Source organism: Alkaliphilus pronyensis (assembly GCF_009017275.1).
In the GTDB taxonomy this organism is placed as follows: Bacteria; Bacillota; Clostridia; order Peptostreptococcales; family Natronincolaceae; genus Alkaliphilus_C; species Alkaliphilus_C pronyensis.
On the sequence record NZ_WBZC01000008.1, the window covers coordinates 50638 to 62048 of the forward strand.

Consider the following 11411-nt stretch of genomic DNA (forward strand, 5'->3'; position numbering starts at 1 on the left):
CCTCCTTCTACTAGAATGGAATATCCTCATCTTCGTCGATAGCTTCAAAATCGTTTAAATCAACATCTATAGAGCCAAAGTCCTCGTTTTTCTTCTTTGGTTGTTCATCACGATTACCCCATTCTAAAAACTCAACTTGTTCTGCAACAACTTCTGTAACATATCTTTTATCTCCATTTTGTGTTTCATAGGATCGGGATTGAAGTCTTCCTTGAATTCCAACAAGCCTTCCTTTGGCAAGGTAGTTTGCACAGTTTTCAGCTGTTTTACTCCATACAACAATATTGAAAAAATCGGCTTCTTTTGTTTTTGAAAAGGGTCTATTTACTGCAACACTAAAGGTGGCAACAGCTTTTCCGCTGGCAGTAAAACGTAACTCTGGGTCTCTAGTTAATCTCCCTATTAATACAACATTATTCATAGTTACACCACCTTATTATTATTAAGCTTCTAGTCTAATTATCATGTGTCTAATTACATCGTCAGCAATTTTCATGTTTCTGTCTAACTCTTTTGGAATGTCTGCAGATGAATTAAAGTGTACTAGGTAGTAGTAGCCTTCGTTTAACTTATTAATTTCATAAGCGAACTTTCTGTTACCCCACTCATCAACGTTTTCTACTTCACCATCTACTTCAATTATACCTTTGAATTTCTCAAATAATTGATTTCTTTTTTCTTCATCTGTATCTGACTTTAAGATATACATTAATTCGTATTTATTCATTATTTTCACCTCCCTCTGGACTTTAGCGGCCCTGCTTTCCGCAGGACAGAGAAATGATTTCTCACATCTAGTTATTATATCATTTAGGCTTATGAATTGCAAACAATTATTTATTTGGGTTGATTTTGATGTTTTTATACAAATATAGTTTAACCTAATGGATATTTATGTAATCATAGGCTAACTATAATATTGGCTAAACTAATCTTTAAAATACCTTGTATAAATTAAGTACTTAATGGCAACATTATTATTATATAACCCCCACAATACAACATTTTATTCATCCCAATCTCCCCCTTACAAAATGGAGAGTGGTAAAGCTACCACTCTTCGACTTTTTACTTTATCTTTAAATAAAAATGTTATTGAGTAGAGTTTACTTCTCAATAACTTTTTTAATTCTTTTTTCTAGAGTGGGTCTATCAATCCATACTTGCCTGTCACATTTAACGCATCTTATTCTAAAATCTGCACCAGTCCTTAGTATTTCAAATATATGATTACCACATGGGTGTTGCTTTTTAAGTTCAACCTTATCACCAACCTCTAGCTTCATTGGCATCCTTTTTCACCTCTCCTTTAGCTTTTATTATTATTTATTTTAATCTATTTTTTATTATATTTACACCGTTACAGAAAACTTATAAAAAGTTATAAAATAAACTTTTGCGTTTCTTTCCCTGTTCAACGTGTCCGATTTTGCCGAAGCTACTTTCGTTTGGTATAACACTCCGAGGGCTTAAATTCCTCACTAACGTATGAGTGCATATTAGCAATATCTTTTATGTGATTAAATTGCTAATTCGCCAAATCTCTTTAAATTAAGACTAGCATTTTTATCTCTATCCATTTTATTTCCACATTCACATGTATAGGTTCTATCTGATAGTTTTAAATTATTATTGAAATTCCCACATGCTGAACACAGCTTAGATGAAGGATAGAATCTATCGGCAATGACGAATTTTATATTATTCCATAGTGATTTATATTCTAGTTGTCTATAAAATTCATAAAAACATTGCTCTTGAACTGATTTTGATAAGTGTTTATTTTTCATCATGTTACTTACTGCTAAATCTTCTACGACAATAAACATTGGTTCTCTGTTTATTATTTCAGAAGTTGTCTGATGTAAGTAATTATGACGGATAGATTTCAATTGATGATGTACTCTTTTCAGTTTATTTTCTAATTTTATAATATTGCAGGTTTTCTTATAACGTCCTCCTTCCTTGTTCATTTCATATTTTTTTGATATTTTGCGTTGCAATCTAAGCAATTTCTTTTTGATTTTCTTTACTTTTAATGTCTTATTTATATTTTTGTATGTTTTATCTATATCTGAACATATTGCTAAATCTTTAATGCCTAAATCAATTCCTATTCCTTCATTTGTTGGTTGTCTAGCTTTATCTTCATATTCAATGCCTACGCTAATCCACCAATTTAAACCATCAAATGATACTCTAGGATTAATGTATTTCACATTTTCTCCAAAAGGAATTCTATTATGTTCGGCTAATCTAACCCAATTCAGTTTTTGTTTGTTTTTCTTCTTACTAGATGTAAAACCCTCAAGCTTTACATGTGTACCATTGAATTGTATCTTCTCAACATCTTGATAAAACTTTGGGGCTGACTTCTTTCTGCTTTTAAATCTAGGGAACTTACTTTCTCCTTTAAAAAATCTTTTATATGCATTACAAGCATCTTTGATAGCTTGTTTTGTCACATTGTTGCTTATGTTGTTTAACCACTCATAACCTTGCTGTTTCTTTAGTTTTGTAAACTCTTTTCTTAATTCGCCATCATTTATAAATTTACCACCGTTTTCACCTGTGGCCTTTAGGGTATAGTTTTCTTGTTGTTTCTCTAAAGTCCAATTATAAGCAAACCTACTAGCACCTGCATATTGAAAAAGCTTGGTATTTTGCTTATTGTTTGGGATAAGCATTACCTTAATTCCTTTAATCATCTTCTTCTATTAGCTCCTTCACCATTTCTCTAGCTTTTTTGGCTCTTTTTCCTTGTAGTCTACAGCTAAATACAGTTATTATTTGAACTAAATCTTCAACAAGTTCTTGTTGCTCTGTTTTTTCTGTAGAATCAATTATCTCTATTTCGCAGTTGTTTAAATAGGCTATATATTCGACCAATTCAAATCCGAATCTTAATAATCGGTCTTTATATAAAACTACTATTTTCTTGACTTCATTGTTAGTTATTTTTTGTATTAACTGCTTTAGTCCTTTTTTATTATAATTAATTCCACTTCCTATATCAGTTATTATTTCAAATCGCTCTCCCCCACCAATAAGATATGTTTGCATACTTTCTACTTGTCTTTCTAAATCATCTTTTTGCTTATTTGAATAAACCCTGCAATAACCAATAACTTTTCTGTTTTTGTCATCGCTAATATTTAAAACTTGTTTTAGCTGTTCATTTGAATAATATCTGTATCCATTTGCGCCAGTATGGTGAGGTTTTAATTTTCCACTCTTATCCCAATTTCTCAATGTTTGCGTTGTTCTTCCAATTAACTTTGAAAATTCATGTATAGTATAATGTTTCAATTACATCACCTCTAAGAAAATTATACCATGCAACATTGTAAATATACAACAAATTTTATAACTTTTTACAATGTATTTTTAACAGTTGCTTGCCCCTTTTTTAATTAAGCATTAGTGTACAGAAGCAAACACCAAAAAGCAACTCGTTACTATAAAGAAAACCTAGCTCAGATTGAGTTTTACTCCACCTGAGCTATTGTTTAACATATTTAAATGCTTGGTCACACTTTTCTTCATCTTAAGAAGCTGCTGCATTAGTAAGGTAGCTGAGATATAATAATAGCTTTACCGAATATATTAATATTAGCCTCGATGTAGCATATATTATATTATGGATAAAGCTTAGCCTTATAGCTATTTACTATTTTAGTAATAAAAAAGGGGGTATAAATGTTGAAGTATAATATCACAAAGGTTGAAAAATTCTTTTTTATAGACATAATAAGCCTCAATATTGCAGAAATAATTATTTTAATGTTTCTGTTGTTTAACAAGGCTTTTTTACTTAATACTTCAAATGAGCTTTTAGTATCATTATGGACTGGTAATATGGTAGTTATTTTTACAGTATCATTTATTATCTCTACTATTGTTTTTGGTAGACTTAAGAATAAAAGCCTTATTTTGAAGTATGTTAATTTCCTAAAGAAAAGCTCTAAATTATCTTGTTTTGTTATATTTATTGTAAATGTTTTACTACTAGTAATTTTTACTTATTTTATCACCCTTTATTTGGGGGATTAAAAAGCATACAGTAGTTATTGTTATAATGCTAATTAATTTAACTATGATTAATTGATGTGTATACTTACTCTAATAAATTAATCTTTTCAAGCAGATAATATAATATTTTCTTAGATTTTGTTATTACTTGTGCCTCGCATAACATACCAACCTTTACTTCTGCTTCATTTTTCAATTTTATTAATGCTATATCTTTTTAGTAATTTTTCAATACCAATCTTTTTCCATAGTTTTTACTTGTAATACCTTTCACCTCTACTTCTATGCCCGATTTACAAGTTACCATAACTCTGAATCAGCTATATTTTTTTTGTAAAAATAAGCATAGATTACTATAACAATTAACAAATTAAGAATCTGAAATAAAATAATGTTATTATTAATTAAATCTAGTGATATTATTACTTCGATTAGATGGTTGGAGCTATTGAAAACTATATGTATTATAATTGGTGCCAATATTGATTTAATTAACACATATGATATGCCTAGTAACATACCGAATAAAAAAGTGTAAATCATTTTTATTGGTTGCAAATGAACTAAGGAAAACAGTATAGCTTGAATTACTATAACCCAGTGAGTTTTAAAGCTTTTTTCTAACTCATTAAAAATCAAGCCTCTAAATATAATTTCTTCTATAAATGGCACTATAACACCTATTGCTAGTAAATATAAAAAATAACTTCCATGAGAGATAAGGGGTTTAGTTGACATTAGCTTAGTAAAGTATTCTGATAATATGTCTAAATCATAGAAATAAGTCAACAATGAAAGTAGAGTAACTCGTATTCCAAACCCTAAAATTATCAGTAGAATAATTTTACCTGCTGCTACCTTTTTAAAATTACATATTTTATATAAATCTATTTTTCTTTTTTTACAAGTTAATAAATAAAGGGTTCCTGCTAGTATAGCAGCTAGTATAAACCTAATATAAATATAATCTTTATATAGAGTAAAATTTTTCCCACTAATCTCTATTAAAACCCCTTCAGTAAAACCAATTATAATTCGTGAAATTTCATATATTAAAATATATAGAAGTACCATGCTTATTGTTTTTCTTACGTTCTTCATTCTTAATATCCTTTCATGTCAACTTCTACGGTATAATTCTATAGTAACTAGTATTGTAAAGAAAACTTAGTTCCGCTTACTTTCTAGATTGGCGGCACTTATCTCCCGCTTAAGATGCGTGAGTGTTAGTAACGCAGCTGAGATAAATTAGAGGTTATTATGATGGTGTAAAAGCATTGAACATTGCATGAAGTATTGCTGGAATAAATATATTTCCCGATTTAATTCTAATATAGTTAAGGATTATGCCTAAAAACAATATGTTGAAGCTATAGCTTATGGGGACATTTGTATGAATTATTGTAAAAATAATATTTGTTGTTAATACTGATAAAAAAACTCCCCTTTCTTCGCCTAGCTTTTTTACAAAAAACTTGCTAAACAGAAAAAATATCAATCCTCTAAACAGTAATTCTTCCGGTATTCCATTTTTGAAAAAATTAAATATAAAATCAAAAAATAATACACCAGCTGGCTTATTTTTTATGTATTCTAGTATATTTAAGTTGTATATATTAGAAATAGCTACAATATCACCAATCATTATTCCTAGCCCAATAAAAAAACAAAGGGCATACTTGTGTAAATTCTTTGTATTTGTGTTGCTTTTTATGTTTATCCCTAAATCATCTTTTGTAAATCCACTGTTAAGCAAAAAAGCTAATACTACATTTATAATCAATACATTATGTATTATTGCAAATAGGTGAAAGATAAAAAAGTCTGTAGACATATTATCATAAAAAGTGTTGTTAGCAAAAAATCTAGTAGTTATAATTGCAAAAATAGTGAATAGGCTAATGCTTTTCATAGAATTGTTAGACTTAGTCTTCTTAGCTAAATAATTAAATAACAAAACTATAATAGTAAAAAGTACAGTGACGACAGGTAAAATCACTGTATAAAACCATATATCTACAATGCCAATTATCCATACAAATACTATGATTAAAGTTTCTGTTAGTAATAATATTATAATTTGCTTTTTTAAAGATATAATAGGTTCTTTGGTTAGTATTATTTTAATTAGGTTGTATACTGCAATAGTTATAAACATTGCTAGTATAAAAATTTGAATTAATAGCATATTTGTTAGCTCCCTTTTTACATATCATTTGCAGTTTACAACTGGCAACTGTCTTAATAAATATGTTTCATACATTTACTATTTTATTCTATTATTATGTATAATCAACTTTTTTTCATCTGCATTTTTCGACAAATACCCTTATTACTCTTAAAGAATTCTATGTACATGTAAATTTGCATATAAAAAAACCCTCATTTTTAAAAGGGTTTTTTGTATTATTATTCTCCATCTCCACTTATTACAACTCGTCTTGGATAAGGTATTTCTATTCCTGCTTTATCAAAGGATTGCTTAAAGGTTTTTCTCATTAGCCTTTCAATTGACCATTGCTCCATAGGAACTGTTTTTGCCATTACTGAAATTACAACATCTGAAGCCCCTAAATTGGATACTCCAAGTACTATAGGGCCCTCTAATATTTGTGGATTATTGCTTCTTAAATCTTGGGAAGCTTCCTCTAATACTTTAATTGCTTTATCAATATCCTCTTCGTATGCAATTGATATGTCTACCCAAGCCCTCATTTTTCCTGTACTACGATTTGTAACCTTTTTAATTTCCCCATTCGGTATTATATGCAAGTCTCCATTAAAGCCACGAATTTTTGTTACTCTTAGGGCCATTTCTTCAACAATGCCATCGACACCGTCTATTTCTACATAATTTCCTACCCCAAATTGTTCTTCAAATAAAATAAAGAATCCTGTAATAATATCTCTAACTAGGTTTTGTGCTCCAAAACCAAGGGCTAATCCTCCGATACCAGCTGCTGCAATTAATGCTCCTATTTCCACTCCAAAGGAGTCTAAAATGGCTGTAGAGGCAATAAAATATATAGTGTACTTAACTAAGCTTTTTGTTAATCCTTTTAAGGTCTCTAGTCTAGGTACGTCTATCTGAAACTTTTTTCCTGCTTTTGTGCTGAGAAATTTAGTGTCAAAAAATTTATTAATTAACGATTGTAAAACCTTTATTGATACCCTAGCAATAAAAAGTATTATTATAATATTTATTATTTTTCCTATATATAAGGATAGCTGCTCTGGATCCTTAAAAAACTCTAGGGTTTGAGTAAACACTTCCTTTATTGATTCTATTGACAACTTCTATGCCCCCCTCTACATCAGTTTTTCAACTTGTTTTTCGTTAAGCCTTCTTTCTAGTTTATATACACCATTTACTGAGACACTTCCCTGCTTAAGTATATTTTTGACTTTATCCAATGAATCTATATTAAACCTTATAGATAGGCCACAGCTTGCTGTAATTTCTCTTGGTGTTGGAATAACCTCATTAGCAATGTTTTCTTCCTTTAACATAGTTTCTGCGGCAATTGCTGAATGGGTTGAATCAAAAACTATCACGTATAATTTAACTGTCTCCATTTTATTCTCCTATATTTTAACTGTATTTTTAGCGTTATTAAGCTTTTCTACTATAGTATACATATTGCTAACTCCACCTACAAGTAGCTTGTCTTTAATCTTATAATAATCTAAGCAGGTGCCACATGATAGTATTTCAACACCATTTGCCTCCAGCTTTCTTAGGTTTTCTAACACCTCTGATCCCTCGACAGCTAGTTTAACACCACTATTTAATAATATAATTGATTTGGGATATGGAGTAGCTTCTGTCAGTGTGTAAATATAGCCCTTCATTAGTATCCTGCCTAACTCCTCAGAACCCGCACCAAAGCTTGTATCAGTAATTAAAATAACTAAATTTCTTTTTGGAAGATCATCACAGCTAATTTCTCCCAGGGTAATCTCACCCGTTGGCTGATCTTTAAAAATATTAATATAGTAGTTTCCTTGACTTTCCTTAACATCTACCTTTAGTGTCATACTTTTTGCCAGCTTAGTTACATTTTCTTTAGCTACCTCATTGTCCACAATGGTTGTTATAACGCCTTCATTTATAGTCTCAAGTGCTTTTTTAGTTTGGATAACTGGTAAAGGACAATTTAGACCCCTTGCATCTATTTCTGTATTCATTTTCATTCCTCCAAGTTACTTTATTTTCATAATCTAAGTATAGCAGTACATCTTGATATCTTCAATGTATTGTGCCCAAGTGCATATTAGTTCTATCTATAGAAATAGTTGTTTGCATAGATATAATCTATACATTATGTAAGTGTTTTTTATTGGTTTTAATATTATTAATTTTAATATTGAATATTTTAATTATTTATTAATTATTGATTGACATTATTAATTTGTTGTTATATTATTTTGGTAATAGTTGTAATGCTAATTTAATAATATTGAAGGGAGCTTAATCATGCAGAAGAATATACTTAATAGCTGTCCAGTTTGTAATCATCAGCTGCTGGTAACCAAGCTTAAGTGCTGTCACTGTGATACCACAATAGAGGGTAGCTTTAAGCTTTGTAAATTCTCCAAATTATCAGAAGAGCACAAGGACTTTATTGATGTCTTTATAAAAAACAGAGGTAATATTAAGGAAATTGAAAGAGAGCTAGGCATATCTTATCCCACAGTAAGAAACAAGCTAGAAGCAGTAATTAGTGCTTTAGGCCATAATTATGTAGAGGTTAAAACCAACAACAAAAAAGAAGTTCTTGAATCCTTAAATAGAGGAGATATTACAGCAGAAGAGGCCGTAAAGCTATTAAAGGAATAGCATATATTAAAAGGGAGTTGATTTTATGTCTGATGAAAAATTAATGATTTTAAAGCTATTAGAGGAGGGAAAAATTAGTAAGGAGGAGGCTCTGAAGCTATTACAGGCTCTTGAAAGTGACAGCGATGAATCCACTGCTAACTACAGCTACACTTCTAACAACAAGGGGAAAAAGCATAAAAAAATACATATACATCTTGATGACGATTTAGAAGGCTCCTTTGAAAACTTCGGTGAGAAGATGGATGACTTCGGAAGACGCATGGAGGATTTTGGCGAAAGATTTGGTGAAAAAATGAGCCACTTAGGGGTGCGTCTTGCAGAAAAATCTATGGGCTTTGCAGAAAAAATATTAGATTTTGTTGAAGAAAATATAGATGTTGATAGCTTATCTAAATATGACTCAAATTCCAACTATGAGAAATACGAAGAGGTTTATAATGTTGAAGCTCCAGATAATTTTTCTTTCTTAAATTTCATGGCTAAAAACGGAAAAATTTACCTCTCTAGCTGGGAGGAGGACACTATTTCCGTTAAAGCATCCATTAGAACTTTATCCAAGGAGTATGAGTCCCGTAAACCTATTATGCAGGTTAAAAAGGAGTCTTCCTCAATATCCTTCTTTCCTAAGGATATAGAAAAGCTTATGGTTGAGTTAGAGGTTTTTGTACCCTCTAAACATATTGATACAATAAAGGTGCATACAAATAATGCTTCCATTTATGTTGAGGATATTAAATGTAATAACCTTGGTTGTAGCACAAAAAATGCTTCAATAGTATTAAATAATGTAAATGTTAATGAAGAAACAAGCTGTTCCACCACCAATGCTAGAATAATGTGTAATAGTATTATCGCTAATCATGTTTTAGCTGTTACTAAAAATGCTAAGGTTATATTAGATAATGCTAAATTGAGAGGGATTGAAACCATAACAACTAATTCCAAAATAGTAGTTAACAATCTAATATACGATAACCTAGAACTTATACACCTTAAAACCTCTAATGGTAAAATAGAAATTAATGGTCCTATACCACCATCAATAGGAGTTAATTTCGAAGCAGCCACTACAAATGGTTCTATTAAAACCCCCTTCAACATGATTTATAAAGAAAAGATTGTTGGTTCTAACACAAAGCTTTCTGGAAAAACTTCAAATTATGAAAGCTGCGATAAAGTAATTAGTATTAAGGCCTATACAACAAATGATAATATTGTTATAACTAATTAAGTGATAAATAAATAAAACATGAGATTTTTCTCATGTTTTTATTTTATGTAATGCTGTGCACCTCACTTTGACAGACTGCCATAGGCGTTACTTAAGCAGTTAGCTCGAATCAGGCTGCCCTACGGCACACGAAAGGGATTACTTACCGTTGCTTCCTTCCAGACCTGGCGGGGTTCGCAAGCTTCCATTGCGTAGGACCCGATCTTCATTACCACTTACTTAAGGCTGCCCTACATACAGCATGCCTCGGTGAGGGATTCGACCCTGCTACAGCGGGTTGCAGGCTACAGGGCACCGCTACCTCCCCGTCTAGCACAGCAAACTTATAAACTTTTTAATGGCGGAGAGAGCGGGACTCGAACCCGCGGGGCCTAACGGCCTTACACGCTTTCCAGGCGTGCCCCTTAGCCAACTCGGACACCTCTCCCTATTATTTGCCTTTATTTCTTAGCTCTTTAAAAAAGCGCCGCATAATATCAGCACATTCTTCTTCTAAAACACCGGTAGTAATCTCTACCTGATGATTAAAATCATTCATATTTAGTAGATTTACAATAGAACCACAGGCACCTGCCTTTGGATCCATGCTTCCAATAACTACCCGTTGAATTCGACTCTGAAGTATTGCGCCTGCACACATAGGGCAGGGTTCTATTGTAGCATACAGGGTAGTGTTTGTCAACCTCCAGCCCCCTAAAGCGTCGCAGGCCTCTTTGATGGCAATCAATTCTGCATGGGCTGTAGCATCCTTTAAGCATTCTCTTAAATTATGGCCGACAGAAATGACTTTATTATCCCTTACAATCACTGCCCCAATTGGTACTTCACGTTTATCATATGCCTTTAGTGCTTCTTCCAGTGCTAAACTCATGAAATACTCATCCACATTCATCCCTCCTGGAAATGGGTTGATTTTTTTGTGGTTGGCTATAAACCTTATTATGGTCTTTTATAGATATAAAAATGCAGTACAAACTATATATTAAACAAAATCCCCTAAAAAGTCAATGTGAAATATTGCTATTAGTTAAAGAGACTGCATCTACTACTCTTTCTGCTTCATAAGGTTATCTTCATAATATAAAAACAAAGCCTTAGCACTAAGACTTTGTTCTAAAATGGCGTTCCCGGCGGGAGTCGAACCCACGGCCTACTGCTTAGGAGGCAGTTGCTCTATCCTGCTGAGCTACGGAAACCCGATATTTAGTACAAAGAATAGTTTAACATATATTACTTATAAAATCAATTGTCTTTTAATGCCTTATAACTAATTAATTGTCATTTTATAGCATAAGACCCTCATTA

General features: G+C 31.4%; 14 protein-coding genes, 2 tRNA genes and 1 other RNA gene. 3 read left to right on the forward strand and 14 right to left on the reverse strand.

Annotated features, from left to right (window positions below; translation table 11 throughout):
- Positions 1–10 precede the first annotated feature (10 nt).
- The 5 genes from F8154_RS02335 to F8154_RS02355 form a co-directional block, all read right to left on the reverse strand.
- Positions 11–421, reverse strand: a complete 411-nt coding sequence (locus F8154_RS02335; protein WP_151859985.1) for a single-stranded DNA-binding protein — start codon at positions 419–421, stop codon at positions 11–13.
- A gap of 21 nt (positions 422–442) precedes the next feature.
- Entirely contained in the window at positions 443–727 is a 285-nt protein-coding gene (gene rpsF / locus F8154_RS02340) for a 30S ribosomal protein S6 (protein ID WP_151859986.1), read from the reverse strand.
- A 379-nt stretch (positions 728–1106) separates the two neighbouring features.
- Complete coding sequence (locus F8154_RS02345) at positions 1107–1292, reverse strand: DUF951 domain-containing protein (protein WP_151859987.1); 186 nt, start codon at positions 1290–1292, stop codon at positions 1107–1109.
- A 228-nt stretch (positions 1293–1520) separates the two neighbouring features.
- Complete coding sequence (locus F8154_RS02350) at positions 1521–2708, reverse strand: RNA-guided endonuclease InsQ/TnpB family protein (protein ID WP_151859988.1); 1188 nt, start codon at positions 2706–2708, stop codon at positions 1521–1523.
- On the reverse strand, positions 2701–3309 hold the full coding sequence (locus tag F8154_RS02355; RefSeq protein ID WP_151859989.1) for an IS607 family transposase: 609 nt from the start codon (positions 3307–3309) through the stop codon (positions 2701–2703). The genes F8154_RS02350 and F8154_RS02355 overlap by 8 nt, the downstream gene beginning before the upstream one ends.
- Positions 3310–3699: 390 nt before the next feature.
- On the opposite strand from F8154_RS02355, the gene F8154_RS02360 reads away from it, so the two are divergent.
- Positions 3700–4053, forward strand: coding sequence for a hypothetical protein (locus tag F8154_RS02360; RefSeq protein ID WP_151859990.1), 354 nt, complete (start codon positions 3700–3702; stop codon positions 4051–4053).
- A 279-nt stretch (positions 4054–4332) separates the two neighbouring features.
- Here F8154_RS02360 and F8154_RS02365 read toward each other — a convergent pair whose 3' ends face one another.
- From F8154_RS02365 to yedF, 5 genes are all read right to left on the reverse strand, one after another.
- The gene (locus F8154_RS02365) at positions 4333–5133 is read right to left on the reverse strand and encodes a CPBP family intramembrane glutamic endopeptidase (protein WP_151859991.1); all 801 of its coding nucleotides are present in this window, start codon (positions 5131–5133) and stop codon (positions 4333–4335) included.
- Positions 5134–5290: 157 nt separating this feature from the next.
- On the reverse strand, positions 5291–6220 hold the full coding sequence (locus F8154_RS02370; protein ID WP_151859992.1) for a CPBP family intramembrane glutamic endopeptidase: 930 nt from the start codon (positions 6218–6220) through the stop codon (positions 5291–5293).
- 221 nt (positions 6221–6441) lie between these two features.
- Entirely contained in the window at positions 6442–7326 is an 885-nt protein-coding gene (locus tag F8154_RS02375) for a mechanosensitive ion channel family protein (protein ID WP_207706806.1), read from the reverse strand.
- A 15-nt stretch (positions 7327–7341) separates the two neighbouring features.
- A complete protein-coding gene (locus F8154_RS02380; protein WP_151859993.1) occupies positions 7342–7608 on the reverse strand; it encodes a DUF3343 domain-containing protein in 267 nt (88 codons plus the stop codon).
- Between the two features lie 9 nt (positions 7609–7617).
- Positions 7618–8220, reverse strand: coding sequence for a sulfurtransferase-like selenium metabolism protein YedF (gene yedF / locus F8154_RS02385; protein WP_151859994.1), 603 nt, complete (start codon positions 8218–8220; stop codon positions 7618–7620).
- Positions 8221–8509: 289 nt separating this feature from the next.
- Here yedF and F8154_RS02390 point away from each other — a divergent pair, with 289 nt between their 5' ends.
- Complete coding sequence (locus F8154_RS02390; RefSeq protein WP_151859995.1) at positions 8510–8872, forward strand: DUF2089 domain-containing protein; 363 nt, start codon at positions 8510–8512, stop codon at positions 8870–8872.
- Between the two features lie 25 nt (positions 8873–8897).
- Positions 8898–10106 (forward strand): SHOCT-like domain-containing protein, encoded by a 1209-nt coding sequence (locus tag F8154_RS02395; RefSeq protein WP_151859996.1) that lies wholly within the window; start codon positions 8898–8900, stop codon positions 10104–10106.
- Positions 10107–10159: 53 nt separating this feature from the next.
- On the opposite strand, the gene ffs is transcribed toward F8154_RS02395, so the two are convergent.
- From ffs to F8154_RS02415, 4 genes are all read right to left on the reverse strand, one after another.
- Positions 10160–10424: signal recognition particle sRNA large type (ffs, locus tag F8154_RS02400), an RNA gene on the reverse strand.
- Between the two features lie 20 nt (positions 10425–10444).
- Positions 10445–10533, reverse strand: a tRNA-Ser gene (locus F8154_RS02405).
- Between the two features lie 3 nt (positions 10534–10536).
- Positions 10537–10998 (reverse strand): tRNA adenosine(34) deaminase TadA, encoded by a 462-nt coding sequence (tadA, locus tag F8154_RS02410; RefSeq protein ID WP_151859997.1) that lies wholly within the window; start codon positions 10996–10998, stop codon positions 10537–10539.
- 227 nt (positions 10999–11225) lie between these two features.
- Positions 11226–11302, reverse strand: a tRNA-Arg gene (locus F8154_RS02415).
- Between the last annotated feature and the right edge of the window lie 109 nt (positions 11303–11411).

Coding starts and splice junctions, on each gene's coding strand:
- F8154_RS02335 (WP_151859985.1), bottom strand. CDS start 421: ATGAATAATGTTGTATTAATAGGGAGATTAACTAGAGACCCAGAGTTA.
- rpsF (WP_151859986.1), bottom strand. CDS start 727: ATGAATAAATACGAATTAATGTATATCTTAAAGTCAGATACAGATGAA.
- F8154_RS02345 (WP_151859987.1), bottom strand. CDS start 1,292: ATGCCAATGAAGCTAGAGGTTGGTGATAAGGTTGAACTTAAAAAGCAA.
- F8154_RS02350 (WP_151859988.1), bottom strand. CDS start 2,708: ATGATTAAAGGAATTAAGGTAATGCTTATCCCAAACAATAAGCAAAAT.
- F8154_RS02360 (WP_151859990.1), top strand. CDS start 3,700: ATGTTGAAGTATAATATCACAAAGGTTGAAAAATTCTTTTTTATAGAC.
- F8154_RS02365 (WP_151859991.1), bottom strand. CDS start 5,133: ATGAAGAACGTAAGAAAAACAATAAGCATGGTACTTCTATATATTTTA.
- F8154_RS02370 (WP_151859992.1), bottom strand. CDS start 6,220: ATGCTATTAATTCAAATTTTTATACTAGCAATGTTTATAACTATTGCA.
- F8154_RS02380 (WP_151859993.1), bottom strand. CDS start 7,608: ATGGAGACAGTTAAATTATACGTGATAGTTTTTGATTCAACCCATTCA.
- yedF (WP_151859994.1), bottom strand. CDS start 8,220: ATGAATACAGAAATAGATGCAAGGGGTCTAAATTGTCCTTTACCAGTT.
- F8154_RS02390 (WP_151859995.1), top strand. CDS start 8,510: ATGCAGAAGAATATACTTAATAGCTGTCCAGTTTGTAATCATCAGCTG.
- F8154_RS02395 (WP_151859996.1), top strand. CDS start 8,898: ATGTCTGATGAAAAATTAATGATTTTAAAGCTATTAGAGGAGGGAAAA.
- tadA (WP_151859997.1), bottom strand. CDS start 10,998: ATGAATGTGGATGAGTATTTCATGAGTTTAGCACTGGAAGAAGCACTA.